This window comes from Bdellovibrionales bacterium (genome assembly GCA_016716765.1).
GTDB lineage: Bacteria > Bdellovibrionota > Bdellovibrionia > Bdellovibrionales > UBA1609 > JADJVA01.
Genome location: JADJVA010000020.1, coordinates 815,912 through 840,695, shown reverse-complemented (window position 1 = coordinate 840,695; position 24,784 = coordinate 815,912). Strand labels below are relative to the sequence as shown.

The following is a 24,784-nucleotide window of genomic DNA, read 5'->3' as shown; positions in this document are numbered from 1 at the left end:
ACGCGACAAACACACAACTTGACTGGACAAACGATTTGTTTAGGATCTACTCCAAGGTTTCAAACCAGGAGAGTGAATTTATGATCGAAGTGCGAGATCTTTCGAAGGTCTATGGCGATCGCACGGCCATCGACCGCTTAAATTTTTCCATCGCGAAGGGTGAGGTTGTCGGTTTTCTGGGGCCGAATGGAGCTGGTAAGTCTACGACTATGAAAATCATTACGGGATATATGGCGCCATCCTCCGGGTCTGTCAAAGTTGCTGATTACGATGTGTTCGAATGCCCCCTCGAAGTGAAACGGCGTATTGGGTATTTGCCGGAAACTCCCCCCGTCTATGGCGATATGTTTGTGAGGGACTATCTGCAATATGTGGCTCGACTTCGCGGCGTTGAATCTTCGAAGCTAAAGAGTATGGTTGATGCGGCACTCGAAAAGACAAACTTGCAAGATGTTCGTAATCGCTTGATACAAAATCTATCGAAAGGCTTTAAACAAAGGGTTGGATTGGCTCAGGCCTTGGTTTCTGATCCAGAAATTCTCATTTTGGATGAACCGACGGTGGGTCTTGATCCCAAGCAGGTTGCAGAGATGCGCAAATTGATCTATGGCCTCAAGGGACAACACACCATTGTGTTATCAACTCATATTCTTCCTGAGGTTCAAGCCAATTGCGAGCGCATCATCATTATTAATCGTGGCAGGATTGTTGCTGAAGATTCTATGGCGGGTCTTTCGAAAAGAATGTCCGGAGGACAGAAGCTTGTTATTAGGATCCGACGAGCCTCAGCTGCAACAGAAAAGTCTTTAAAGGCGGTCGCAGGTGTATCTCACGTGAAGGTCGAGGGAAATCTTTTGCAGGTTGATTTTGACGGACGTGAAGAGACAACCGAGGCGATAGCTCACCGCTTGGTGACTGATGGGGTTGGGCTGCTTGAAATGAAGGTCATGAGCATGGATCTTGAGGATATTTTTATCCAGTTAACTTCCGATCGTATTGAAGACGGAATTCAGGGAGGTGTGCAATGATTCGTGGAACCTTGACGGTAGCATGGAAGGATTTTCGAGTTCTCGTAACGAGTCCCATGTTTTTAACCGTTTCTGGCTTGTGTGCGTGCATTTGGAGCTACAATTATTTGCCACAAATTTTTCAATTCGAAAAGGTTGCTCAGAGGGCCTTTCAGTCTGGTGGCTTGAATATTCACCAGACTTTGTTTGCTTCACACATTGCTCGCGCTAATATTATCCTGATATTCGCAATTCCAGCCTTGACGATGAGGTTGTTGGCCGAAGAGAAGAAAATGAGGACCTATGATTTGCTCTTAACAGTTCCAATTACGGCAGCTCAGATTGCCATTGGAAAGTTTTTGGCTGGTTTTGCGGCCGGCTTGGTTTTGTTGAGTCTGTCGTTTATATATCCCCTAGGGACCTTTTTTATTTCGAATTTCTCACTCGGGCCATTGTTTACTTCGTACCTGGGTATGGCTTTGGTAACGGGAATATATGTGGCCATTGGGCTCTTTGCCAGTTCGGTGACTGAGTCAGTCGTCCTTGCTGTTATTCTGGCGCTTATCCTCAATCTGTCCTTGTGGTTCTTGGGTCAGGCTGCCGAGATATCGGATCAGGCCACATTGACAGCGGTGATGGAACACATTTCAGTTCCTCAGCAGTTTGTTTCCTTTCTCAAGGGAACTTTGCGTATTAGCTCACTGACGTTTTTTGTGAGCACTCTGGCTTTTTTTGTTTTTCTTTCTGAACGTGTTGTCGAATCTTCTCGTTGGAGGTAGTGGGATATGAGTCGTTGGGCAAAAATTTCTTGGTTGCTCTGTGGATTGTCGGTTTTAATTTTAGTTGCCGTACGCTTTATTTTAGGCGGATGGGCCAATTTTCTTTACGTTCCCCTTGCGGTATTAGTTGTCAGTTTCGGATTGGCCTTGGCCCTTGACTGGAAGTTCTATTTGGAGTTTTTCACTCTGAGGACCACGAAGCACGGAATGAACATGGGAGTCCTGATCATTTTGGTGGTCGCCCTTTTGGCTGCTGTGAATATGATCAGTGTGCGGTTTAATAAATCATTTGATTTAACCAGTGAGAAGTTGAACTCGCTTTCAGATCAGTCGGGCAAAGTGATTGGGGATCTCAAGGAGAATCTCGGGATCGTCGTTTTTTATCGGGGGATGCAGGATCAGGAACCAAAGGCCCAGATGAAGGAACTTTTGGCCATGTACCAGGACGTTTCTCCCAAGGTACAGGTCCGTTTCGTCGATGCCTATCGTGAACATCTCGAAGCTCAAAAATACCTGAAAGACATTAAGGGGGAGCCAGGTCTCGTGTTATTCGCTGAATACCAAGGTCGTAAGATTCGCGCTCAGCAGCCACTTCAAGAAGAGCAGGTGACAACGGCGATCATCAAAGCCACCAGAACTGATAAGAAAAAGGTCTATTTTTTAACTGGTCACGGAGAAAAGGATTTCACTCAAGAGCAGGCAGGTCATGAGCAACAGCAGGTTCAGGACTCTGGCTTGACTCTTTTAAAACAGGGCTTAGAGGATTCTTCATTTCAGGTTGAAACCTTGAATCTCGTTGATCGAGCGGAAATGCCAGCGGATGCCGGAATCTTGGCTATCCTTGGGCCCACCTCTCAGATTCTTGATCGAGAGATGGATATTTTGAGAAATTTTGCCCGAAAGGGAGGGAGGTTTTTAGTAGCCGCCGATCCGGGGAGCAATAGCAATATAGCCCAATTGGTAAAGACCTTTGGGATCGAGTTTGCAAATAATTATTTGGTGAATGAATTCAATTTCCTTGCACAGAGAGATGCGGGGGAAGCTCTAGGGGTTCTGTTTGACCGGGACAGTGACATCACAAAGGCGTTTCGATCCGGAAACAATTTTACGGCCTTCCCGTTAGCAAGTGAAGTCAGAAAGGCCCCTGACGCTTCTTCGGCTTTAAAGGTCAAAGAGTTGGTTAAAACGAACGAAGCCAGTTATGTTGTGACTGACATCACAAAGCCAAATAAACCATCGAGCCAGAGGCAGCCTTATGCCGTAGCTGTGTCGTCAGAAGGTCGGCTAAACGGAGGAGAACCTGCTCCAGCTGCCGATGGTGATCCTCATTCGCCGAGCGCCGGAGATAACTTTGCGGCCGTTGTTTTTGGAGACAGTGAGTTCTTAACGAATGGCTGGATCGTTCAGGGGATCAATCGGGATTTGGTTTTGAATTCGGTCGCCTATTTGGCAAAGGAAGCGGATCTGATCAGTGTTCGTCCCAAGAAGGCCGAAGGCACTCAGTTGGTAATGTCTCCAACAACAAGGGTCATTGTGGTTTTGTTAGGCTTGCTCCTGCCCTTGGGTCTATTGACTTCCAGTGGGGTTGTTTGGTTTCGTAGGAGGGGCGCATGAAGTCCTTTCGTTCAACTCTGATTTTTGCGGTCATAGTGGCGGGCCTTTTAGCTTACGCTATCTTTGAAATGAAGAGAAGCGAAGAGGTTAAGACGGCTGAGGCCTCACTGGACCGAATTTTTAAAATTGATGAAAAGGATGTACAGGAGCTGCAGATCACGAGGCCCGATGGCAATCTCCACTTAGTGCGCCAGGGAGACGCTCTCGTACTCAAGGCTCCGGTTGAGGATAGGACGGACGGTTTCAGTGCGACGAGTTTTTTGAATTCTATTGTCAATCAAAGTGCCAAGGTATTGGAAGAAAAGAATCAGAAGTGGGCTGACTACGGCCTTGAGGTGCCAAGACTCAAAGTTGAGGTTATATCGACAAAGGGAGTGAAAAGCAGCTATCAGATTGGATCAGAAAAGGCATTTGATGGTTCGAATTATTTGCGCGACGGAGATCGCCTTTTGATAGGCTCCTCAGACATTGATAGTGTGCTTTCTAAGAAGGTGAGCGAGATTCGTGACAAGAAATTATATCATTTTGGAGATTTAGCTAAAGGCTTGAGAGTCGTTTCCTCACCGGATGGGATTGAACTTAAACTTGTCCGTCGTGATGGAAAGTGGATTTATGAGAAAGACCCATCAGTTATTTTAAAAGATGATGAAGTTGATCGATATCTCTCTGAAATTACCAATTACCGCGCTTCGGATTTTGTTGAGGAAGAGACTACGCCACAGGTGTTGGCGCGTTACGGTTTAGATAAACCACAGCTCGCAATCGAATTGTGGCTTGAAAACGAGAAGGGCGATGGACCACATTGGTGGCTGAAGGCTTCCAAGTCAAAACTAGGCAAGGAGGGATTTGCCTATTATTCAGGACGTTCAACTGTATACAAAGTGGCCGAGGATACCGTTCAGCGCCTTTCAAAAAATCTTGATGCGCTTCGAAATAAGAAGATTCCCTTTGAGTTTAAGTCGGATTCGGTCGGTGAGTTGTCTTTACGAACAAGTTTGACAGATATTCGATTGGTAAAAAAGGATGGACAATGGACTCCCGTGCAGCCAGTTTCCGGCAAGGAGGTCGACCAATCGGCCGTAGATGGACTCCTATCCAAACTGAAAGAGATGGAAGCGCGCTACTATTTGGGCAACAAAAAGAAAAAGGGTTTTGGTAAGGAGAGTAACTCCTTGAAATTGGCGGATACCGAAGGAAAGCCACTTTTCGAAATGACATGGGGTGATTCCTTTAAAGCGAAGAGCGAAATAAATTCGGCCCCTGATGAGGAGCTTTATTACACGCAAACCAATTTGGCTTCCGAGTTGCTTGGAGTTTCTGTTGGAAAGATCAACGAGTTGCCCAGACAAACATTGTTGAGGGACATCAAAAAGGCAGCCGATCCAGCTCCGACGTCAGCTATGGATGCTGCAATAGGGAATTCGTCTTCACCTCCAAAAGCGTCTCAGGGCACCTCTCCTGAAGGCGAAAAAAAGAAAGAATAAGGTTTTTAGCTTTGGAGACAATTGAGGTCGTATCACCAACACGGGTCGACTTGGCTGGCGGCACACTTGACTGCTGGCCGCTTTACAACCTGGTGGCACCTCATTGTGTTACAATTAATTTTTCCTTGGGGCTTTGTAGTCAAGTCAGGCTCGTTCCTCATGTGGGGCCCGAGATTGAAGTCAACTTGACTGATTTGAACTGCAAGCAAACTTTTGCAAGTGGTTCTGAATTTATGGCCTTTGGTGATCAGCGTTTTGATATTATTCGTGGAATCATTGAGTATGTGAAGCCTCCCTCCGGATTTCGCCTGGATACAAAATCAGAATCTCCTGTGGGAGCTGGTCTAGGTGGGAGTTCAAGTCTGACGGTCTCGATTTTAAAGGCTTTTGGCAAGTGGATTGGTCGCTCTTGGGCAACTCTTGAAATGGTGGAAGTGGCGCACAATCTTGAGTCAAAGCTCATCAATTCGCCGACAGGAACTCAGGACTATTTTCCGGCCGTTGAGTCAGGTCTCCACTTTATTCATTATACAGCTGATGGGCCGCGCATCGAGACGAGACCCATACCTAAGAGTCTTTTTGAAGAGCATATGACTTTGGTTTACACGGGGGTTCCGCATCACAGTGGGCTTAACAACTGGCAAGTGATCAAGGCCGTTATTGAAGGAGACAGGGACGTTCTAAAGTCACTGCGCGAAATAGGACGAGTTTCTCACGCGATGATGAAATCCATTTTGCAAGGAGATTGGCAGGACATACCACGACTATTTGACGAGGAGTTTCGCTGGAGAGTTGCTCTCACTCCCTACTTCTCGAGCCCTCGCATTGAAGAGTTGAAGGCTCTTGTTTTATCGGCGGGAGCTCAGTCTGTGAAGATTTGTGGAGCCGGAGGAGGAGGTTGCGTGGCCGTTTGGTCTCAACCGAGTAAAAAGGGAAAGGTAGATTCTGCGTGCCTAAAATCAGGATTTCAAATTTTGCCTCTGAATCTTTACAAAATCTGAAGGGCTCAGTCTCCTTATGAAAGCTCATCATTTTTCTGGCCTTGCGCTTGGAGGGGGCAAAACGGACAAGAGCTGTTTGGCATTTGTCGAATACTATCAAGATCACAATAAGATTTTTCTGAGCCAACTTTTTTCAAGGATCAAATCTGAAAAGGAACTTTCTGCCGATCATCTTCTGATAAAACTATTGTCTGAGGGCAGGCACCTTGAGTTCCTGGCCATCGATACGCCTCTTAAATTGCCCAAGTGTTTGCGGTGTCGCTTGAGATGTCCGGGATATGAGAGTTGTGGTGAACCTGAAATCAAGTGGATGTGGAAGTTCTATCGTGAGAAGAATCAGCGCAAGCGTCCCGCTAAACTCTTTACTCCCTATACGGAGAGATGTGCTGAACTTTATATTTCCTCAGGTCTTGAAGAGGAGTTCCATCCGCCCCATGCTCTGGGCTCCAATATGGCTCCCTTGACGGCTCGAGCGCTATTTTTGCAAAGAAGACTTTCGATTCCGATGATCGAGGTTTATCCAAAGCTCTCTTTGTGGAGAATTGGGCGTACTTTGGGTCTTGCTAAGTCTCACCTTCGTTTTCACAAGCATTCGGTTGGGGGGGAGGAAAGTCGTGAGGCGATCATTGATCAGCTCATAAAAATGGACATTGCTTTTATTTATGAGCAGGATGCCAAGACAATGATCGAGTTTGCTCCAGCCTTTGATGCCTTTGTGTGCGCTTTGACAGCAGTTCTCAAATACAAAGGCCAGACGGAGCCAAGGCCCAAGGGATTTCCAAAAGCTGATGCCTGGATCGAATATCCCAAAGAAAAAATTCACTGGTAAAAGGTCGTGAGGCGAAGGACCAAGGCTGTCTAATTTATTTTATAAAAGTATGATGGGAGAATGGGAATATCAAAGATCTTTTTTCCTATTTTGATAATGCTCTCTTTCTCTTCGGCAATTGCTCAAAATTCTTCATCGGAAGCAATCGATCACAAAGTCATTCGCAGAATCACGGTATTTCCCCTCAAGACAGAGTCCCTTTTGACTGAGGCGGCGGAAGAGGCTTGGTGGAAAATGCGAGAAACCTTAACAGAAAATAAGCGATTTCTTGTGGCCAGCAAGAATTACTTGGTCCAAAAGGACGTTTTTCAGAGTCGAGGGGAACTATCGCCTGCGGATGCCATCATTCTAGGAAGACTTCTTGATGCTGACGCTTTGGTTGTCACGTACTTGAAAGATAAAATATTGCACATGCGCATCTATGAGGGCCAGTACGGCCGAAGCCTCTGGCACAAGGAGTTTCAACTGCATGCCTCAATCCCAGTTGCCAAACAAATTGTGAGCTCGACAAAAAAGCTAGTTTTAGACTTCATTGCTTCTGTCCCTTATCAGGGCTTTGTGATTACGGATGGCCTGATCGGTAAGTCGGTATTCTCTGAGGGAGAGAAAAATTTGGTGAAAATAAATATTGGAGAGAATACCCCCGTCGAGATTGGGGATCAGGTGCAAATGGTGAGAATAAAAAGTGATAGTCTGCGCCCTTTGTTTCTGGATGGAGCCATCAGCGAGATTTTTGCTGAGGGCCGGGTGGTTTCAATTTCGAGAGAAATTATTGTGGTTGAAGTGCTGCGAGCCACCAATATTGATGAAATTCGTGAGCTCTCTCTTGTTCGGCTTCCAACAGAATCAAAGAGACTTAGAGATATCTATGGATTGAACCAAAACGGAGAAAGAGGAGTGCCTTATCCCGAAATGTTAGTGCCTGGCATCTCTGATCTAAAGCCAGATGAGGCGGAGAAGAAGCCGTTGCTGATGGCTGTTTCATTTGTGCTCAATTTAGCAGCTTTTTTGATTTTGGCATTTTAGAATTTTGCGATTGCAATTTTAATTTAATGGGTTCTTTTTTCAAATGGGTAATTCAGTGAGATTGAAACTTTGCCTTATTAAACTTGGTGCTCGTCTGTTTCGAGGTCCTGTTGTTTTCTATTTCCTCATTCTTCTGATTGGCCTTTGCATAATTAGTCACTCATCCGCATTTGCCTATGGGTCCTCACCTTCCTTTTCCTCGGGCTTTGGAAGTATTGAGGAAGTTCAAAAAAAGAAAGAATCAAGTCGATGGACGATTGAAGGTTGGCTCAGCCAGAAACAAAAAATTCAATGGATGAATTATTGGCTTGCCATGAATACAGCACCCTTAGATTTTGAATTTTCTCTTGGAGGGAATCGTGGAAGTCATAGGAGCGAGACAAACACAATACCAGGCCTAATTTCAAACACACAGTCCCTTGAGGGAGAAATCTCGGTTTACTATCGAATCATCGGATTCACAGCTGAATACAGAAAGCCAGATGCGGATTCTGCCTCTATCAGTGCTCTTTTCAATTTGCGAGTCATAGGAACTAGTCTTCAAGCATCGCAATTGACACTTCATTATGGACTTCGGGAATTTATCTCTCAAGATCCACTTGAGGCAATTGAGAAGCAGCAGGTTGCGGGAGTCAGCACGACGCTCTATTTGTTTGATTTTTTTGGTTTGGAGTCTCACTATCGCAAAGAACTGCCAGTGACCAACAAGAGTTTGACCAAAATTGAAAATTCAATTTTCAAATATGGACTATTTATTGAGTTGGGATTTTTGAAACTCTACGGAAATATTGTAGAGGAATCATCGATACAAATTCCGCCCGCGGCCTCCGAAATGGTGACAAATGGAAAGGGATCGGAGTTTGGTGTTCAACTCTATTTTTAAAATATCAAAAGCTCGCTCGACTTTCCATTTGGTCCTAGTCTCTGCTTGTGTGGCATTTCTTTTTCTCGATTTTCAGTCTTCTCTCGCTCAAGAGAATGTTCGATATCCAGATAACAAAAGCTACTATATCGGCGCTGGATTGGGGCCCCTCCTCCCATTTAAAGTTGCCGGAGTCGTGGATACCTATCCTGCTTGGGGCCTCTGGTTTAGCCATCCCTCCGAGGTTTCCCAGGTTGAATACAGCATTTTTTCTGTCAATGCCAAGGGTGTTACTTTTTATAACTTTTCAGTTGGTCTTAGAATTGATTATGAAGTCGCGATGGCTGTGCAAGCCTACTTCACTCTCGGATTGGACGGAAACTATTATAAGAGAAAAGAGAGCGAAGAGGGGGAGTTTGATTTTGCATTTAAGGGAGGCAGTCATGTTGGCTTTGGAGTTCTTCAGAAATTAGCAGTCGATCTCTTTCTAAGAGGCGATTGTAAACTCAATCTGAGCCCTGGAAAAAGTCTCTACATTGGGCTTGGTCTTATGTGGGAGTTCGGTGGCAGCGGCGAGAATTCATCGCGCTAAGAATAAGTCATTATTTTGGGCCATTCGATTGAAGTTGATTACTTTGTGGCCCGAAGAGATAATCGCGAACAGGGAAAATTTTCTTTGCAGAAAGCAGTGGGGATTCGATGTCCGATATTGGTCCTATAAATAAGAAGTGTGATCCAAGGGATATTGCGTTCAAGGCTCTTTTTTTGGGTGCACAGGCTGAGAATGGACCCTGGTTTCTTAAAGAGTGGCAAGAGATTCTGGCTCGTTGGATAGAGTGGAGAAGGGATTTATTTCCTGAGGATGGTCCTGTCATATCCAAGGACGATCAGAGAGAGAGTCAATTTCGAAAATCACAATCAGAAATTGATGTCTATGTCGATCGATTGTTTCATTTGTTGGAGGGAGAAACACCCAAATTTACTCCCCGTTATCTCGGACACATGGTTTCAGAGACATCAATGCCAGCCCTATTGGGTCATGTGACGGCTCTTTTGCATAATGCAAACAATACCTCAAGGGAATCCTCAAAAATTGGCATCGAATTAGAAACCGAAGCCATTGGTGATTTGCTTAAGATGGTTGGATTTAATATCAAACAAGGTCAGGGACATTTTACCTCCGGCGGGACCCTTGCAAATCTGGAATCGATGTGGCGGGCTTTGTTTCGTTTAGATCGGAACATGGCATTGGGTTTGTATCTCATGGAGAGCGGAGCTTTCACTCAAAATAAATCCAGTTATTCCTGGTCTTTGGGATGGAGTGAATTGGAAAAAGTGTGGCCACAGAGCGACGGACGGGCAGTTGATTTGAGTGGATACAGTTTGTTGGAACAAGGTCCATGGAAATTCCAAGAAATTTTTCTTCGCGTGACAGGGAGATCCTTTCAAACGCCCTTGATTGTCGTCCCAGCGAACCGTCATTTTTCCTGGCCAAAAATAATATCGATGTTGGGCCTCGGAGCTTCATCGCTTGTGGAAGTGCCACTTGATAGTGGTGGACGTATGAGCATCACGGATCTCAGGGAAATCATTTCTTCTTCTATTTCGAACGAACAGCCCCTTCTTGGAATCGTTTCCATACTTGGTACCACTGAACTTGGTGCCGTTGATCCCGTCGATCAGGTTCAAGATTTTCTAGACGATCTGAAAGATCGCCTGGGTGTAGATATATGGCATCACGTTGACGCAGCATATGGCGGATATTTTGCTACGATGTCAGAGGGTTCAGAACAAGGTCTGAGTTTAAACTCTAACACAGCTGAAGCCATTTACGCTCTGGGGCGAGTTCACTCCATTACTATCGATCCTCACAAGCTGGGTTATGTGCCTTACGCCTGTGGCGCTATTTTGACAAAGGACTTGCACCACTATCAAGTGAAATCATTTTCTGCTCCCTACTTGATGGGGTATAAGGCAGATCGATGGGCCTACACGATAGAGGGATCGCGTGCAGCCACAGGGGCGGCAGCCACTTGGATGGCCAATCGGACACTTCCGTTAAATGCAGATGGGTATGGTCGGATTTTGGAGAAGGGAATTCGAGGGAGGAATCGTCTTTTACAATTGTTGGAGACTTTGAAGGAAGAGGTCATCATAGTTCCCTCGCACGATTTGAATTTGGTTTGTTTTAGCCTTGGTCGCAAGGGCGAAAAATTGTCGATAGTAAATGATCGCACTCTCCGTGTTTTTGAAAAATTTGTGTTGAGTCCAACTTTTTCTGTCTCTAAAACGACGATGAAGAGGTCTTCCTACACGAGGTTGATCGATAAGATTCTCATCGACCAGCAGATTCAAGCTGACGATGACAAGTTGGTCTGCCTCAGAGCTGTCTTGATGAATCCATTTACAACTTCAAAGGAAAGCCGGGTTGATTTCCTTAGCGAATTTACGGAGGAATTAATGAGTCACAACAAACGAGTTTCCATTGAAGTTGAATCGGAAAAGGGCGCTTCAGATGAATAGATCCTCAGATGAATAGATATATTCGTCTATTTCTAATTTGGCCCTTGAGATAATTGCTTCGACGCTCCTCCCTTTTGGTGATCACGAAATGCGATCAAAGGTCGATGATCAAAATACTCGTCAAGGCCTGGGACTGATTTTGGAAGTCCTGTCATGGCTCCCATCCAGCTCTCTCGGGTTTCCATACAGAGAAACACGTTCCACGATCCCAGTTGCCGAAATTGGCTTAAGAGAAAGTCAAACATCTCACGTCGCAAGTCCTGATCGTATCTGTATTTTCCATCTTCGCTTCGAAACATTTCAGCTCGGGTCACATGTGATTTTGCCCCAAACCGTTCGCGCATCATATGCCTTTGCTCAGGCTGAAACCGCAGAGCTCCAAGTGACAAGCTCAATACTTCGTGGGGCTCAAAATATCTGGCTATGGTTTTAACGAGCTCACTGTAATTGTTCTTCCATTCAGGGTGCCAAATCAAAGGATCTAGGTGAAGCCTATTAAATAATCCTTATCACGGCACTTGCGAGCTGCCTCAAGCCGCTCAATCAAACTGGCGGTATCGAACTCCTCACTGTCAATGATGGGCTGTGGATTTAACGACCAACTGACAATGATATTTCTCTCGTGTTCTAAATCTAAAAACTGATCAACTTTATTTGACTTGGTTTTTAACTCCAAACGCCAATTCGGAACACTTCGAAAGAATTTGATCAATTTACGCGAGTAAAGAGTTAAGTCGTCAAGGCTGAGGCTGTCGGTCGTTTCACCAGTTCCAATGCGAATTTTTGCTTGGGCCTGTGCTTTGGCAAAATCTTCGAGTTCGGCAATGGATTGTTCGATATTTGAATAAACAGACAAGACCGGAGTGTTGATATAACTTTGGAGATAACAATAGGTGCAATTCATGTCACATTGAAGGCCAAGGTTGAGAACGAAGTAATTGCAACAGGCCAGTCCTGGTTTTGCTCCGGGGCAACGTTTGAAAAATCGCCCTTTGAATTCATGAATGTACATGATTTTTTTGCTGCGATCAAACTCTTCACTCGAGAGGTGATTTCCGACGAGCTGTTTGTGAGGAGTCGAGAAGACCCTTTCAATTTTTGCTTCAGGAAAAAATTGAATCGCTCGCTGAGCAACCTCAGAGCCCCAGGAGTCGTTGTGGATATAAACTTTCTCAAAATGTTCGATGATTTGTTGGCGAGGTCTTAGGTTTTCCATAGAGCTTCCATTCCGTTCAACCGCTTCTCGATCGTCGAAAGGCCTTCGATTTTTCGATGAAAGTCCTGTTGCGATTCGATGTGCAGCTTAACTTCAAGGAATCCCCGATCTCCTTGGCGGATCCACTGGGCCTGAGTTCGGTTGGGCCAAGGGAGCTCACGCACTTGGCGGTGCTTTTCCTGGTCTTTTGCCATCACCTTTGGATATCTCATTGCTTTGAGCGAAGAAGCCCAATCAACTTCAGCTTTTGGCATGAGATCTTCCACAGGCACATCCATGAGGGCCAACTCGACGGTCCACTCTAAAACTTGGATTCCCAAATTTTTTGAGAGAACAGAGTTCCCTATTGCCAGGAGCACGGGTGCAAAGGTTTCAGGATTTGACACCGAACGCAAAGGAGAAAGATCTTGGGCGCCAACTTGCTTTTGGGAGCACCAGTCCTGAAAGGCCCGGGGAGCCAGAACCAATTTCTCGAGAGTGACTTCTAATTCATGATTCCAGCGCAATTGATAGGTGGGCCACAGTTGTTCGAGGCACTCCCTCCACTCAGAAAGGAGTCTGATTCGGCTCCAAAGGCGAGCGATCTCGGGCAAACTCAAATGAGGATGGCAGGCCCTCACTGCCTCCAAAGGCGTCGCACAGCGACTTTGTATGTCGAGAGCTTCGTGAGCAGACGTATTGAAATGTTCAAATCCGACAATGAGCTCCCTCTTCCAACAGAGAAGTGGTAGCGCAGGGCTCCAAACTTTAAGTGGATGAAAAGCCCAGTTATTATCGCATTGCAAAAGAGGCCGAAACTTCATCCGTCTCGGTTACCATGAATTTGGGAAGTAGTCGACTGGACAATCTCAATGGTATACCTATTGGCTATGGCGGACTGGAGAACTCGCGCTGAAATATCTGCAGATGTTGTTTTTTTCCCCTACGCGGCTCGCGAGGCGGAGAAACGTGCCGAAGAGGTTTATGTTTGGGATCTAGATAAGACCTATTTGGATACCCGCTTCGAGACCTTGGGTGGCAGTTGGCAGACAGCGATGGAGAAGGCTTTTCAAAAGAAGAATATTCCTGGGACGGGAGCACTTGGTCGTGCCTTGAAAAAACATTCTGAAGAGGCCATTGAAAAATCAAAGCGGGAATTTGCCATCTACTTCATTACGGCTTCGCCTCCTCAATTGGAACGCAAAATTTATGAGAAGATGGTTTTTGATGGAGTCTATCCTTTTGGTATTTATTTTAAAGATAATCTGAAGAATCTTCATCCGCGCCGCTGGTGGCGTCTCACTCAACAGGTCGGTTATAAGATTCAAGCTCTTCTTTTACTTCGTCTTCGATTTAAGACGGATGTGCGTTTTATCATGTGGGGAGATGACAGTGAGTCCGATGCTGTTGTCTATGCTTTGTTTTCTGACATCTGTTCTCGTCGAATGGAAGGAGATCAATTGAGAGAGACCCTCAAGTCCTTGTCCGTCGTGGGAGAGCAAATGGATTCAATTGTCGATCTGCAGCAACGGATTGCACAGGGGGATCCCGTCGAGAAGGTTTACATCAATCTGGCTGAAGACACAGACGCTGATTATTATCTGAAATTTGGAAGGCGAACGCTGCCGACCTACAGCAGTTTTCAAACGGCCGTAGACTTGTTTCAAGATCGACGCCTTTCGGGAGAACTGGTCGTAACCGTGGCTCAAGACCTCGTGACCAATTTCGGCTATACCCACGAAGAGCTTGCACGGTATCTGGATGATTTGGTTCGACGTCAACGGATCGGTGCGGAATCCCTCGCTGATCTCTTATCGGTTCTCCAGAGCTATGGTCTTATTCACAAGAAGTGGACTCCCTCCATCGCTCCGAAATCAGTAACGGAGCGGGTAGGAGATACGGTCATTGCATTGGAAGGCAGTTATGAACCTTGGGTTCCTGATAGAATCGACTATCTTCATGACTATCGCTGACCTTCATCTTGGTACAAATTATTTAGATTTTATTTTTACTTCTCTTTGAATTTTTCTCTCCCTGTTCTGTTTCAGAGAAAATTGATCATTCAAAAGTCAGAGGAAAAGATCGAGTGATGGGTTGGCCTTTGAATGCTTGAAAAGGAGTGTTTCTAAAAACACTTAATAAGCAGTTGAGGAGTTGCTGATTTTCAATTGTTGTCTGTAGTACCTTTGCCTCCTCAATTTTTCCACGCGGATCGATGGTAAAACTGATCACCACCTGACCATTTACGGGACCTGTTTCCCGAATAGAATTGGCCTGGCATTTCTGGAATTGGCTCTTTTGGGTCACGATCGTATCTTCGATATAGGAATTTGTGAGAGTTTCCGGAATAAAGTTTGCCACCGTCGACGATGGAAGGGCTTCTTTTGTTGGAGCAGCTGCCGCTGGTTGAGGTGCCGCTTCTTCACCTTCAATATCGTCATTTGGATTTTCAGCCTTCGATTCTTCCTCCGGATTAGGATTTAGCTCACGTCGTGCGATTCCGATCTCAGAACTTTTAAAGGTGAGTTCGAAACCTTTCTTTTTTGGACGAAAGGAAGGGGAGAAAAGTTGGCGGTCTTTGACGATAAAGAGTTTTCCTTTTGCCCCGTCACGAAGGAGTTCGAAATCACCAAATAAAATGGTTAGATAAATAGGAGAATTCGTGTCGTTTGGATTCCAAAGCTCAATGATTGCCTTCGTACTTTCCAATAGCCGAAGTTCTGTTCCATTTGGAAAGCTCAGGGAAAGAGATGACTTTTTATCGACCAAGAGCTGATCCTGGTGGTGAATCGATCCTGATTTTAATAAACGAGTGTTGCGAGGTCTTCCGTGAAATCGGCGCCAAACTCGGTCTCCTTCAGACACGGTGTATTTGGCTATCTCAGTGCCTAATTTGCTCTGCTTTTCTGGATGAAAATATCGCGCCATAAATTGGCTAAAATCAGGAGTGAACGAAACAACAGAGAGTCCGATAGTCAGGCAACACGCAAAAATAAAGCTGGCAGGATGACGAAGCATGATCGAAGCATAGCACTGTCCGAGAAGTCTTCAATCATCAAAGTTTTGTGTTCTGTCCTGCGGAATCCAAAAAATACTATTTATCGCCTTTGTCAGCTTTATCGGTAGGAGTGGGCTGAACTTTCGAAGTATCAGTGGCCGGCTTAGCTGTGTCCTGGCTTTTGGATTGATCAGCAGGTGGCGGCGTTGCAACCGCTGCCGGAAGTTCTGGATTGGAAGGAGCTGTTTGAGAAGCCGGTGGAGGGACGTATTTATCCATCAAACTTTTTTGGGGTTTGGAAGTCAGATAGGCCAGGCCCAGGCAAGTTACCGCAAACATAATGGCCGTATAACGGGTCATTTTGGTTAGAAAGTCAGCTCCACCTGTTGACCCAAATAGACTATTGGATCCACTTCCACCGCCAAAAACCCCTGCGGCGCCACCCTTGGAGTCTTGAAGAAGAACAAAGATGATGAGTACCAAAGCAATAAATAAGTGAACGACGGTGATGAATGCTAACATAAAAGAAGCGCCTCCAAAGCCCCGGAGTATAGGGGAGGCCATTTTGATCGTCATCTAAATTTTATGAATTTTTATTGGATTGTTCCTGCATATTCTAGCTATCTATCAGTTTATGTCAGAGGGGGGGGGTGGAGTCCAATGCCCTCTTTTTTTGAAAACTCACACGGCAACAGATTCCAGATCCTCCTTTTTATTGGAATTATAGGCACTTAGAACGAGGCTGAGGCTGTGTCCGATGATTTCTACAAATCGAATTTCGTTGTCAGAGAGACTCTTTTTTTCGGCGGGCAACCGGAGTGAAAGGGCTCCATAGATTTTCTGGTTTTGATACAAGGGGCAGACGACGAGGGAGCTAAAGTTGACGGATTTAAGGCTTTCTCTGATGGCTTTGAGTTCCGAGCTCATATCAATGTTTTCGATCGCTAGGAGAGTACCTGTCTGCCAGACGTGGATAATTTCTGGATACTTGTTGAGATCCAACTTAATTCCGGTTGCATCTCTGGAATCATGGGAAGCGATGACCTCGCCGTCCTTATGATTGTGAACCTTGATAATAGAGCAACGAACTCCATCCAGTTTCATCGCAGCCATTCGGGTCAAATTGAAGAGTTTTTCGGCCAAGGGATCGGCTGCATTGGCGGTTCTCAAGACCAGGTCTGTCAGATAGAGCAGGAGAGTTCCTTCTTCGACGGATTTATCTTTATTGGGATTGAGGTCCTGGATTATACGAGTTTTGCGCAGATGAAAAATCAACCGATGTAGAACATCTTCGTACAGAAAGGGTTTGATGATGTAATCGCTGGCCCCAAGTTGAAGCGATTTCTCCACATTACTTTTTATGTTGTGCCCCGACATAACGATGATCTGAGGGAGAGAAGACCCGCGGACTTTGGATTCTCCCCTGATCTTTTCCAGAATTTCGTAGGCGTTTCCCTCTGGAAGCATGAGGTCAATTAACACCATGCGAGGTTTCCAGGTATTGATCTCATACAGGACATCAGTTCCCTTTTCGACCTTGTGTATCTCGAAATTGCATTCCGAAAGGAAATCGCCAAGTCTTCGGCTCAGTTGCCGATCATCATCGGCGATCAGAATTTTGATCTTTTTCGAGGTAGCCATATGTATCCCATATCGGTCACGTTGAACTGGTGGGTAAGGGGAAGATGGATCAAATACATTATCAGCCGATTTTATTGCATAGCGGCAAGATCAAAGAGCGGGATAATGTCTTTATTGTAGGTGACTTTTGAAGTTCGAGCGGAGAGAAGGAAATATGGCGTTTGTAGTCTTTGAAGGCTTGGATGGAGCCGGGAAATCAACTCTTATTCGTGGTCTAGAGAGTCACCTGCAGACCTTGGGCCTGCTTTCAGTGGTGACTCGTGAGCCGGGAGGGACACCTCTGGGCGAAGAGATTCGGTCACAGTTGTTGCGAGTCGAGGGGGATACTCCGGTTCCTCGGGCGGAGCTTCTCCTGTATGAGGCTGCGCGGGCCCAACATGTGGATCGGGTCATTCGTCCCCAGTTGGCTCAAGGGGTGTGGGTCCTGTGCGACCGTTTTACTGAAAGCACAATGGCCTTTCAGGTCGGGGGACGGAGCATGAATGAGGCCGCGGTGAAGTGGCTTAATCATTATGCGAGTGACGGGGTCTGTGCAGATCTGGTTGTCTTACTCGATATTCCAGTTGAAAACTCTCTCGAAAGGACATCCAAGCGCGAGCAAGAAAGTGGTCAAACGAAGGATCGGTTTGAAAGGGAAGCGCAGTTGTTTCACCAGAGGGTGAGGAACAATTATTTGGATCAGTCTAAGACGGAACCCAAAAGATGGTTGGTCCTCGATGGTCGTAGCACGTCCGAAATTTTGTTGGCCCAATTGATTCTAAACTTGGAGAAAAAGGGATGGCTCGACTTTTCAGCCAGTTAGTGGGCCATCAGACAGCTCAAGATCGTTTGCTCTCCGCTGTTGAAATGGGTCGACTGTCACCAACACTGTTATTGGTGGGGCCAGCTGGTATCGGAAAGAAGCTATTTGCAAGGTCAATGGCTCAGGCGCTTGTTTGCGAAGTGGATCGGCGGGGTTGTGGAGAGTGTCCTTCCTGCAGACGAATAGAAAAGGGAGAATCAGAGGCCTTGCTTCATATCTCTCCGAGTGGAACACAAATAAAGATTGAGCAATCGCATGAAATTCTTCGCTTCTTGAACTTGCGGGCCTGGGGTCGATCTAGAGTTATTATTATTGAAGAGGCTCACCGCCTCAATGTGCAAGCAGCAAACGCCTTACTAAAAGCTCTCGAAGAGCCTCAAGACGGCACCTATTTTGTACTGACAGCAGTGAGTGCCTACAGTGTTTTGTCCACCATTCGGTCACGGTCTCAGATTGTGCGACTGGCCCCTTTGTCGCGCGCGGAATTGGGACAGATTCCTGGCATTGAGGATTGGATGAAGGCGTCCTGTATGGGTCGTCTCGATGTACTCAACCAGCTACGTGAACCAGAGGTCATCACACAGCGCCAGGCCACTCTTCAGTTGTGGTCACAATTGGGCGAAAAGGCTCCCTTCGAAATGGCACGTGAGATGATGGAAATTGGAAAGGATCAAGATGAGGGTCTTAGAAGCAGTCAGTGGGCTCGCCAATTGATTCGAGATGCCCTCTTTAAAAGGGAGGGATTAGTTCCTTTCATTCATTCAGATTCTTTGCCAGAGATTGACAAAATGTCACGACTGGATCCAAGGATTCTGCATTGGCTCCATGGTGAGTTATTGGAAATCGAAGAGGGCATTCAGAGAAATTGGGATCGTCATTTGACTTGGGATGCCTTTTTCCTTCGCGCCAATGAAGCCATGAATGCGACAAAAGAAAGTGAGTAAAACATTGGAAGTCACTGAACGCTGGATCGATGTTCATAGCCATCTCAATTTTTTAGAAATGAGCCCGCAGGAAGCCCTGTCCCATGGGCGCTCGGTCGGGGTGGAAAGGGTCATTACGATCGGGACGACACCTGAGGACCACGAGGTGGTCCTGGCTTTGGCAAATACTTTGGGTCCCGAGGTCTATTGCACCTTAGGAGTTCATCCCCATGAGGCAAGTCTTTACAACGAGAAGGTTGGACAGACGATGCGATCTCACCTTCAGCAGGACAAAGTTTTAGCTGTTGGTGAGATAGGTCTCGACTACTATTATGAGCATTCTCCGCGTGAGATTCAACGTGAGGTCTTTCGATCCCAGTTGCAGATGGCTCTCGAAACAAACCTGCCGGTGGAGATCCATACTCGCGATGCCGAAGAGGACACAATCGAGATCTTAAAAGAGTTTGGGGCGAAAATTCGCGGGCTTGTTCATTGTTTTACGGGAAGTCTATGGTTGGCTGAAGAAAGTCTTCGTCTCGGTTTGGATATTAGTTTTAGTGGGGTCGTCACCTTTAAGAGCGCAGGGGCATTGCGCGAAGTTTGTCAGATGGTTCCTCTTGACCGCTTGCACGTGGAGACAGATTGTCCTTATTTGGCGCCAGTTCCCGAGCGCGGAAAGAAAAACGAACCTGCCTTTGTTGTCCACACGGCTCGAGTGGTTGCCGAACTCAAAGGGATTTCGATGACAACCCTGTCTGAACAGACCTGTCGCAATGCTTTGCGATTATTTCCAAAACTCAGGTGGGAATCCTAAACACGGTTGGGAGTCCAAAATTGAGTTGGGAGCTGCCTCACATCTTTTCATGGGTCACAGTTGCACACCGCGTTTTTTGTGTAGCACTTGGATTTTTGGTTGGCTTGTAATAGAAGACGACAATCTCTAGGGCATGAGTCGTATTAAACAAAGGAGTTCCTGTGAGTCGATTGCGCGTGGGTATCAACGGTTTTGGACGGATTGGACGGATTCTTTTTAGAGCTGGTTTCGACCGGTTCGATATTGTGGGAATCAATAATCTAGGAGACGCAAAACAAGCGGCACATTTGCTTAAGTATGACAGCACTCATGGTCGTTACGGTCATTCTGTGGAAGCAGGCGAAAACGACATCAAAGTGAGAGGAAAGAAAATTCCACTTTGTGCAGAGAAAGACCCAGCAAAAATTCCTTGGAAAGACTGGGGAGTGGATTTGGTCCTTGAATGTACCGGTGCGTTCAAGAAAAAGGAAGATTTCCTTAAGCATATCGATGCCGGAGCAAAACGGGTTATGGTTTCAGCTCCGGCTGACGGGGTTGACCTAACAATTGTTTATGGAATTAACCATGAGTCTTACGATCCCAAAAAGCACAGAGTTTTGAGCAATGCTTCGTGTACAACGAATTGCTTGGCGCCGCTGGCAAAGGCCTTGAATGACAATTTTGGGATTGAACGTGGCTTTATGACGACGATTCACTCCTATACAAACGATCAAATGGTTTTAGATGCATTCCATAAAGATTTAAGACGAGCTCGTTCTGCGGCGGTATCGATGATTCCTACGACGACGGGTGCGGCCAAAGCGGTCGGCGAGGTTCTCCCTGAACTTAAGGGTAAGATTGATGGATTGGCCATTCGGGTTCCGACTCCAGATGCAAGTCTGGTGGATTTTGTCATTGAAACGAGAAAAGAGCTGAGCGTTGAGCTCATCAACTCGGCTTTAAAGGCTGCAGCCAGCGGACCACTTAAGGGAATACTTCGTTGTGAAGAAGATGAGCTGGTGAGTTGTGATTTCATTGGAGACTCGGCGAGTTCGATTGTAGATATCCCGAGCACTATGGTGATGGGCAAAAATTTTGCCAAGGTATTTTCATGGTACGACAATGAAATGGGCTTTTCTCATCGGATGGTGGATATGGCTCTTTATATGGCTGAGCGGGGACTTTGATTGCGACGGCCTGAGAAAATATATTTGATGAGGAGAGTAGAATGTCGTCCAAGACCTTAAAAGGTATCCGGTCAATCGAGGAATTAGAACTCAAAGGAAAGGCCGTTTTTTTGAGAGTTGATTTTAACGTGCCCATGGAAAACGGAAAGATAACCGATGATAACCGCATTCAGGCGGCGCTTCCAACGATTCGGTACGCTCTCGACAAGGGAGCTCGGTTGATCCTGGCCTCTCATCTTGGGCGACCAAAGAGTCCGACGGACAAGAAGTATTCGATGGAGCCAGTGGGGGTTCACTTGAGTCATCTTCTCGGACTGGATGTGGTTCTTATTGACGACACTCGAAGCGATGCTCCAAAAGCAATTTTAAAGGGCTGGAAGGACGGCCAAGTTCTCCTTCTTGAGAATCTGCGTTTTGACCCAGACGAAGAAAAGAATGGCAGGGATCTCGCGCTCGCGATAGCAAGTTATACAGATGTTTACATCAATGATGCCTTTGGATCCAGTCATCGAGCTCATACGAGCATCGTGGCACTTGCCAAGGAGGTTAAGGAAAGGGGCATTGGGTTTTTGATGAAAAAGGAGATCGAATATCTCGATAAAGTTCTTTTTAATCATGAAGCTCCATTTGTTACAGTTCTTGGTGGAGCAAAAGTCAGCGATAAAATTGGTGTGATTGAAAATCTGATTGATCGGGTGGATACTTTCGTTGTGGGTGGAGCGATGGCCTACACTTTTCTTGCAGCCCAGGGAGTGGCGGTGGGGACTTCTCTTGTTGAGAAGGACAAATTGAAATTTGCAGCTGAATTGCTCGAAAGGGTAAAAGCGCGCAACAAGAGGTTGTTGTTACCTGTTGATCATGTGATTGTTCCAGCCTTCGACAAAGTTGACGAGGCCAAGGTCACTCCAACAGTGGTTATTCCAGACGGCTGGATGGGAGTCGACATTGGTCCCAGAACTCAAGCTATTTACCGTGAAGAATTAAAGCGAGCAAAGACGATTTTTTGGAATGGACCAATGGGAGTTTTTGAAAAGCCATCTCTGGCGAAGGGAACTTTTGCCGTGGCCCAAGTGATGGCTGACAATTCTGATGCGGTGACGATTGTGGGCGGGGGAGACTCAGCTGCAGCGGCAAAGGCTTCGGGATTAGCCGATAAGATGAGTCACATTTCGACAGGAGGAGGAGCCAGCCTCGAGTATCTCCAGGGAGATAAGCTCCCCGGGATCGAAGCCGTGAGGGCCTAATTCTTTTCGTTCCCTGTCCATATCCTTACCCATATCCATATCCATGAAAAGGGGGTTACAGTAATGGCCAAGAGAATTATTTGTGCAGGCAATTGGAAGATGTATAAATCTCCGTCTGAGGCTGAGACCTTTCTTCGCGATTTTCGAAGATATGTTGATGTTGAGTTTCATCCAGACTTTCTTATTTTTTTGCCAGCAATAGATCTATTGGTGGCTCGGGAAATCCTTGCTGACACGGCGGTGGGATGGGGCGCCCAAAATTGCTATTTTGAATCGCAAGGAGCTTTTACCGGCGAGAATTCACCACTTGTTCTGAAAGAAATTGGAGCCTCCCATTGTCTGGTTGGACACAGCGAAAGGCGCAGCCTTTTTGGCGAAACCAATGAGCAATGTGCGAAGAAGGTGTCCGCCGTGCAAAGACAAGGATTGATTCCACTCCTGTGTGTTGGCGAGTCTCTTTCTCAGCGTGAGGCGAATGAGACAAATCGAGTTATTGTTGAGCAATTGGAGCAAGGACTTCATGATGTAGACTGGGAAAAACCGGTTTGGCTGGCTTATGAACCTGTCTGGGCGATTGGAACCGGAAAGGTCGCAAGCCCTGAGCAGGCCGGCGAAGCTCATTCGGTTCTGAGGAAAGCGCTCAATGCGATGGTGGGCGAGAGACACGCTCGAACAATCCCTATTCTTTATGGTGGGAGCGTCAAGCCAGATAATTCGCAGACAATTGGTGCTCAACAAGACGTCGACGGGTTTTTGGTCGGCGGAGCAAGTCTTGCGCTGGAAAGTTTTGTTGAAATTTACCTCAATGCCCGTTCGATTCAGTCGAAAATTAAAATCCCCAGAGATCAAGTCCTGCCATAAGAACCTGGTATTCAGACGAAAGCACTTTGGCAGTAAAAACAAGTTCCGTAAATGAGCGACGAGGACGATGGAGTTCAGTCGCTTGAGTGCCTTCCAAGATAAAGGAAAGTCGGCCGCCAAAACTTGCCTTGGAAGTCAGGCGAGGCCACTTTTCATACCCAACCAGAGGGCCAAATCGAAACCAAGGACCTAGACACCACAAAAATCGGAGTTCTGGTGCGAGCGTCACCACGTATTCATCATTTTTTCCTCCCACCCAACCGATGACGAGTCCTGTCTCAATCAGCATTCGATCGACGAGTACGGCCGGCCAGCGTGCGGTCATGTCAAGCGCTGTAAAATGGCTGATGTCAGAGTTTCCGCTCACGCCATAGTAGTGTCCGTAGATCTGAAAGTGACTCGCACCATAATCAATGGAGGATTTTAAAGTTCCGTCTGAGAGATAGTGTTTCCAAAGGCCTGTTTTCCAGTTTCGCTGATAACGGCCTTCCTCTTCAATTTGGCGATTTTCAAAAAATGTTTGATAACTGCCATTGAGCCGCCCGTTCCGCCAATGATTTTCTTCCTTTAAATGTCCATTTGAAAAATAGGAACGCCAACGGCCGTCTTTTTTATTAAGCAAATAAGAGCCCTCGGTGGCGGTCTTCCCATCGGCGAAGTAGCGAATGTAAGAACCCAGCCGCTCTCCTTTGTTCGATTGGCACCACTTTTCTCGCTCATTTTTGTCCAAGGTATTTTCTTTTAAGGTCAAATCGGGTGGGCAAGTGATCATCGCCAAGCTCTGTTGAGCCGGAAGTAAAATGAGAAGAAAAACTAAAACGAGTGCGAACGAAGGATTGTGAGACATCCATACAATGATGCCTTCTGGCCTATAATGGATAAAGCCCAATCCGCAAATGAATCCCTCACTTTGTGGGACAATATGACAAGGCTGGCAAAGCCTCTGACATTCTTGGGATTGTTTGATGATGCGTCAAGTTGTTTTACATGTTTCATTAATGAAATCAAATATTTAAATAATTTTGTCTTGCGAGAGATAGGGACCATTTGTTAGCCTTTTGGTGTCACCTGTGTGAAAGCAAAAGTGACACTGAGGAGTTTACCTCTGGCGAACCTCGGCCTCTCATCAGAGAGGAAATCGGTGGGATTGGGCTCTTGCCGATGGATGGTCTCTAGAAGAAAACCGTGGGCTCAGTATTAACTGAACGAGAAGTTCCTAGAAGGAGCCAAAGTTAATGCAAAAGCCAACTCATTTTCGCCGTTGTCATGTCTGTGGAAACCTCAATCAAATGCAAGAGAGAAGGGTGGAGTGCTGTTCTCATTGTGGGAAGCATCTCTGTCAGTTCTTTTATTTCGATGATCGCCTTGTCGTGACTCCTCAGGACTGTGGGCTGCGACCTAGGCAGCTGGCCGGTGAGTGCCTGCCCATACAGGGTTTGACGGTCTACTGGGAAGGGTTTTAGTCAGCGCTCAGATTCTATTATTTCTTTGGACTTGGCTTTTGCTTGTTTTTCTTCTGCTCTTTACAACTGATCCATTCTTCAGAAAGCTTGTCGTCAGAGTTGATGATCCGAATTTCCAAATTGTTTTTTTCTAATCTGAGGTCAGACTCTTCTGCTTCTGAGATTTTTTCACAGATGGGCAGCGAGCTTTGACTTGTTGGATCAAAAACTCGGAATAAAACCGTATGAGCACCATGGGCCCATCCCGTTAAAAAATAAAGTCTATCGCCAATAAGGATCTCCTTTTCAGAAACCAAACCAAATGGGGGAGACTCTGGCGCGTAGGGTGGCAGTGATTTGTCTCCTTGGCTAAAGCTAAGACTGAATCGCTTGACGCTCGAAGAAGGAATCGTTTCCAACTGAGATTTCATGGTCCAAGGCGGCTCGGCCAAGGTAGGGAGTGAGCAGACAAAGAAAAGGAGATGAATCACAAATACCATCATAACCTTCGCTGTTTCGCAAGAGCTTGAAGGATTGTTCCTGGTGAGTTGCACCGTCTTGAGCATGTTAATT

26 protein-coding genes are annotated in these 24,784 nt (G+C 46.2%); 18 read left to right on the top strand and 8 right to left on the bottom strand.

Features of this window, described 5'->3' with window-relative positions; translation table 11 throughout:
• Nucleotides 1-80 precede the first annotated feature (80 nt).
• The 10 genes from IPL83_12610 to IPL83_12565 all read left to right on the top strand — a co-directional run bounded on the left by IPL83_12610 (nt 81) and on the right by IPL83_12565 (nt 11,125).
• A complete protein-coding gene (locus IPL83_12610) occupies nt 81-1,028 on the top strand; it encodes an ATP-binding cassette domain-containing protein (protein MBK9039984.1) in 948 nt (315 codons plus the stop codon).
• On the top strand, nt 1,025-1,786 hold the full coding sequence (locus IPL83_12605) for an ABC transporter permease subunit (protein ID MBK9039983.1): 762 nt from the start codon (nt 1,025-1,027) through the stop codon (nt 1,784-1,786). The genes IPL83_12610 and IPL83_12605 overlap by 4 nt, the downstream gene beginning before the upstream one ends.
• Nucleotides 1,787-1,792: 6 nt before the next feature.
• Complete coding sequence (locus IPL83_12600; protein MBK9039982.1) at nt 1,793-3,400, top strand: GldG family protein; 1,608 nt, start codon at nt 1,793-1,795, stop codon at nt 3,398-3,400.
• Nucleotides 3,397-4,884, top strand: coding sequence for a DUF4340 domain-containing protein (locus IPL83_12595; protein ID MBK9039981.1), 1,488 nt, complete (start codon nt 3,397-3,399; stop codon nt 4,882-4,884). Before IPL83_12600 ends, IPL83_12595 begins: the two co-directional genes overlap by 4 nt.
• Before the next feature lie 11 nt (nt 4,885-4,895).
• The gene (locus tag IPL83_12590; protein ID MBK9039980.1) at nt 4,896-5,885 is read left to right on the top strand and encodes a galactokinase; all 990 of its coding nucleotides are present in this window, start codon (nt 4,896-4,898) and stop codon (nt 5,883-5,885) included.
• A gap of 16 nt (nt 5,886-5,901) precedes the next feature.
• Nucleotides 5,902-6,714, top strand: coding sequence for a DUF429 domain-containing protein (locus IPL83_12585; protein MBK9039979.1), 813 nt, complete (start codon nt 5,902-5,904; stop codon nt 6,712-6,714).
• Between the two features lie 60 nt (nt 6,715-6,774).
• The gene (locus IPL83_12580) at nt 6,775-7,740 is read left to right on the top strand and encodes a hypothetical protein (GenBank protein ID MBK9039978.1); all 966 of its coding nucleotides are present in this window, start codon (nt 6,775-6,777) and stop codon (nt 7,738-7,740) included.
• 55 nt (nt 7,741-7,795) lie between these two features.
• Nucleotides 7,796-8,623, top strand: a complete 828-nt coding sequence (locus IPL83_12575; GenBank protein ID MBK9039977.1) for a hypothetical protein — start codon at nt 7,796-7,798, stop codon at nt 8,621-8,623.
• Entirely contained in the window at nt 8,583-9,194 is a 612-nt protein-coding gene (locus IPL83_12570; protein MBK9039976.1) for a hypothetical protein, read from the top strand. Before IPL83_12575 ends, IPL83_12570 begins: the two co-directional genes overlap by 41 nt.
• Before the next feature lie 107 nt (nt 9,195-9,301).
• Nucleotides 9,302-11,125, top strand: a complete 1,824-nt coding sequence (locus IPL83_12565) for a hypothetical protein (protein MBK9039975.1) — start codon at nt 9,302-9,304, stop codon at nt 11,123-11,125.
• Between the two features lie 32 nt (nt 11,126-11,157).
• Here the strand turns inward: IPL83_12565 and IPL83_12560 are convergent, their stop codons facing one another.
• From IPL83_12560 to IPL83_12550, 3 genes are all read right to left on the bottom strand, one after another.
• A complete protein-coding gene (locus IPL83_12560; GenBank protein ID MBK9039974.1) occupies nt 11,158-11,472 on the bottom strand; it encodes a hypothetical protein in 315 nt (104 codons plus the stop codon).
• Between the two features lie 134 nt (nt 11,473-11,606).
• The gene (locus tag IPL83_12555; protein MBK9039973.1) at nt 11,607-12,341 is read right to left on the bottom strand and encodes a hypothetical protein; all 735 of its coding nucleotides are present in this window, start codon (nt 12,339-12,341) and stop codon (nt 11,607-11,609) included.
• On the bottom strand, nt 12,329-13,144 hold the full coding sequence (locus IPL83_12550; GenBank protein ID MBK9039972.1) for a hypothetical protein: 816 nt from the start codon (nt 13,142-13,144) through the stop codon (nt 12,329-12,331). Before IPL83_12550 ends, IPL83_12555 begins: the two co-directional genes overlap by 13 nt.
• 66 nt (nt 13,145-13,210) lie before the next feature.
• On the opposite strand from IPL83_12550, the gene IPL83_12545 reads away from it, so the two are divergent.
• Nucleotides 13,211-14,293: a hypothetical protein gene (locus IPL83_12545; protein MBK9039971.1), complete on the top strand. Its 1,083-nt coding sequence runs from the start codon at nt 13,211-13,213 to the stop codon at nt 14,291-14,293.
• A gap of 85 nt (nt 14,294-14,378) precedes the next feature.
• On the opposite strand, the gene IPL83_12540 is transcribed toward IPL83_12545, so the two are convergent.
• The 3 genes from IPL83_12540 to IPL83_12530 all read right to left on the bottom strand — a co-directional run bounded on the left by IPL83_12540 (nt 14,379) and on the right by IPL83_12530 (nt 16,959).
• Nucleotides 14,379-15,338: an AgmX/PglI C-terminal domain-containing protein gene (locus IPL83_12540; GenBank protein ID MBK9039970.1), complete on the bottom strand. Its 960-nt coding sequence runs from the start codon at nt 15,336-15,338 to the stop codon at nt 14,379-14,381.
• Nucleotides 15,339-15,414: 76 nt separating this feature from the next.
• Nucleotides 15,415-15,840 carry a preprotein translocase subunit SecG gene (gene secG, locus IPL83_12535; protein MBK9039969.1) on the bottom strand — a complete coding sequence of 142 codons (426 nt, stop codon included), beginning with the start codon at nt 15,838-15,840 and terminating at the stop codon, nt 15,415-15,417.
• 159 nt (nt 15,841-15,999) lie between these two features.
• Nucleotides 16,000-16,959, bottom strand: a complete 960-nt coding sequence (locus IPL83_12530) for a response regulator (protein MBK9039968.1) — start codon at nt 16,957-16,959, stop codon at nt 16,000-16,002.
• 154 nt (nt 16,960-17,113) lie between these two features.
• On the opposite strand from IPL83_12530, the gene tmk reads away from it, so the two are divergent.
• The 6 genes from tmk to IPL83_12500 all read left to right on the top strand — a co-directional run bounded on the left by tmk (nt 17,114) and on the right by IPL83_12500 (nt 22,769).
• Nucleotides 17,114-17,761 (top strand): dTMP kinase, encoded by a 648-nt coding sequence (tmk, locus tag IPL83_12525; protein ID MBK9039967.1) that lies wholly within the window; start codon nt 17,114-17,116, stop codon nt 17,759-17,761.
• Nucleotides 17,737-18,705 (top strand): DNA polymerase III subunit, encoded by a 969-nt coding sequence (locus IPL83_12520; protein ID MBK9039966.1) that lies wholly within the window; start codon nt 17,737-17,739, stop codon nt 18,703-18,705. Before tmk ends, IPL83_12520 begins: the two co-directional genes overlap by 25 nt.
• The gene (locus tag IPL83_12515) at nt 18,683-19,498 is read left to right on the top strand and encodes a TatD family hydrolase (protein ID MBK9039965.1); all 816 of its coding nucleotides are present in this window, start codon (nt 18,683-18,685) and stop codon (nt 19,496-19,498) included. Before IPL83_12520 ends, IPL83_12515 begins: the two co-directional genes overlap by 23 nt.
• 161 nt (nt 19,499-19,659) lie before the next feature.
• Nucleotides 19,660-20,664, top strand: coding sequence for a type I glyceraldehyde-3-phosphate dehydrogenase (gene gap / locus IPL83_12510; GenBank protein MBK9039964.1), 1,005 nt, complete (start codon nt 19,660-19,662; stop codon nt 20,662-20,664).
• A 41-nt stretch (nt 20,665-20,705) separates the two neighbouring features.
• Nucleotides 20,706-21,908, top strand: a complete 1,203-nt coding sequence (locus tag IPL83_12505) for a phosphoglycerate kinase (GenBank protein ID MBK9039963.1) — start codon at nt 20,706-20,708, stop codon at nt 21,906-21,908.
• A 63-nt stretch (nt 21,909-21,971) separates the two neighbouring features.
• On the top strand, nt 21,972-22,769 hold the full coding sequence (locus IPL83_12500) for a triose-phosphate isomerase (protein ID MBK9039962.1): 798 nt from the start codon (nt 21,972-21,974) through the stop codon (nt 22,767-22,769).
• Here the strand turns inward: IPL83_12500 and IPL83_12495 are convergent.
• Entirely contained in the window at nt 22,738-23,616 is an 879-nt protein-coding gene (locus IPL83_12495; protein MBK9039961.1) for a hypothetical protein, read from the bottom strand. The two genes, IPL83_12500 and IPL83_12495, sit on opposite strands and share 32 nt — an antisense overlap.
• Nucleotides 23,617-24,004: 388 nt before the next feature.
• Between IPL83_12495 and IPL83_12490 the strand changes: the two genes are divergently transcribed.
• Complete coding sequence (locus tag IPL83_12490; protein ID MBK9039960.1) at nt 24,005-24,232, top strand: hypothetical protein; 228 nt, start codon at nt 24,005-24,007, stop codon at nt 24,230-24,232.
• 17 nt (nt 24,233-24,249) lie between these two features.
• Here IPL83_12490 and IPL83_12485 read toward each other — a convergent pair whose 3' ends face one another.
• Nucleotides 24,250-24,777 carry a hypothetical protein gene (locus IPL83_12485; protein ID MBK9039959.1) on the bottom strand — a complete coding sequence of 176 codons (528 nt, stop codon included), beginning with the start codon at nt 24,775-24,777 and terminating at the stop codon, nt 24,250-24,252.
• Nucleotides 24,778-24,784: the final 7 nt, after the last annotated feature.

Excerpts from the sequence above, each read along its gene's own strand:
- IPL83_12610 (MBK9039984.1), top strand. The coding sequence starts at position 81 with ATGATCGAAGTGCGAGATCTTTCGAAGGTCTATGGCGATCGCACGGCC.
- IPL83_12605 (MBK9039983.1), top strand. The coding sequence starts at position 1,025 with ATGATTCGTGGAACCTTGACGGTAGCATGGAAGGATTTTCGAGTTCTC.
- IPL83_12600 (MBK9039982.1), top strand. The coding sequence starts at position 1,793 with ATGAGTCGTTGGGCAAAAATTTCTTGGTTGCTCTGTGGATTGTCGGTT.
- IPL83_12595 (MBK9039981.1), top strand. The coding sequence starts at position 3,397 with ATGAAGTCCTTTCGTTCAACTCTGATTTTTGCGGTCATAGTGGCGGGC.
- IPL83_12585 (MBK9039979.1), top strand. The coding sequence starts at position 5,902 with ATGAAAGCTCATCATTTTTCTGGCCTTGCGCTTGGAGGGGGCAAAACG.
- IPL83_12580 (MBK9039978.1), top strand. The coding sequence starts at position 6,775 with ATGGGAATATCAAAGATCTTTTTTCCTATTTTGATAATGCTCTCTTTC.
- IPL83_12570 (MBK9039976.1), top strand. The coding sequence starts at position 8,583 with ATGGAAAGGGATCGGAGTTTGGTGTTCAACTCTATTTTTAAAATATCA.
- IPL83_12565 (MBK9039975.1), top strand. The coding sequence starts at position 9,302 with ATGTCCGATATTGGTCCTATAAATAAGAAGTGTGATCCAAGGGATATT.
- IPL83_12560 (MBK9039974.1), bottom strand. The coding sequence starts at position 11,472 with ATGATGCGCGAACGGTTTGGGGCAAAATCACATGTGACCCGAGCTGAA.
- IPL83_12555 (MBK9039973.1), bottom strand. The coding sequence starts at position 12,341 with ATGGAAAACCTAAGACCTCGCCAACAAATCATCGAACATTTTGAGAAA.
- IPL83_12550 (MBK9039972.1), bottom strand. The coding sequence starts at position 13,144 with ATGAAGTTTCGGCCTCTTTTGCAATGCGATAATAACTGGGCTTTTCAT.
- IPL83_12545 (MBK9039971.1), top strand. The coding sequence starts at position 13,211 with ATGGCGGACTGGAGAACTCGCGCTGAAATATCTGCAGATGTTGTTTTT.
- IPL83_12540 (MBK9039970.1), bottom strand. The coding sequence starts at position 15,338 with ATGCTTCGTCATCCTGCCAGCTTTATTTTTGCGTGTTGCCTGACTATC.
- secG (MBK9039969.1), bottom strand. The coding sequence starts at position 15,840 with ATGTTAGCATTCATCACCGTCGTTCACTTATTTATTGCTTTGGTACTC.
- IPL83_12530 (MBK9039968.1), bottom strand. The coding sequence starts at position 16,959 with ATGGCTACCTCGAAAAAGATCAAAATTCTGATCGCCGATGATGATCGG.
- tmk (MBK9039967.1), top strand. The coding sequence starts at position 17,114 with ATGGCGTTTGTAGTCTTTGAAGGCTTGGATGGAGCCGGGAAATCAACT.
- IPL83_12520 (MBK9039966.1), top strand. The coding sequence starts at position 17,737 with ATGGCTCGACTTTTCAGCCAGTTAGTGGGCCATCAGACAGCTCAAGAT.
- IPL83_12515 (MBK9039965.1), top strand. The coding sequence starts at position 18,683 with ATGCGACAAAAGAAAGTGAGTAAAACATTGGAAGTCACTGAACGCTGG.
- IPL83_12505 (MBK9039963.1), top strand. The coding sequence starts at position 20,706 with ATGTCGTCCAAGACCTTAAAAGGTATCCGGTCAATCGAGGAATTAGAA.
- IPL83_12500 (MBK9039962.1), top strand. The coding sequence starts at position 21,972 with ATGGCCAAGAGAATTATTTGTGCAGGCAATTGGAAGATGTATAAATCT.
- IPL83_12495 (MBK9039961.1), bottom strand. The coding sequence starts at position 23,616 with ATGTCTCACAATCCTTCGTTCGCACTCGTTTTAGTTTTTCTTCTCATT.
- IPL83_12490 (MBK9039960.1), top strand. The coding sequence starts at position 24,005 with ATGCAAAAGCCAACTCATTTTCGCCGTTGTCATGTCTGTGGAAACCTC.
- IPL83_12485 (MBK9039959.1), bottom strand. The coding sequence starts at position 24,777 with ATGCTCAAGACGGTGCAACTCACCAGGAACAATCCTTCAAGCTCTTGC.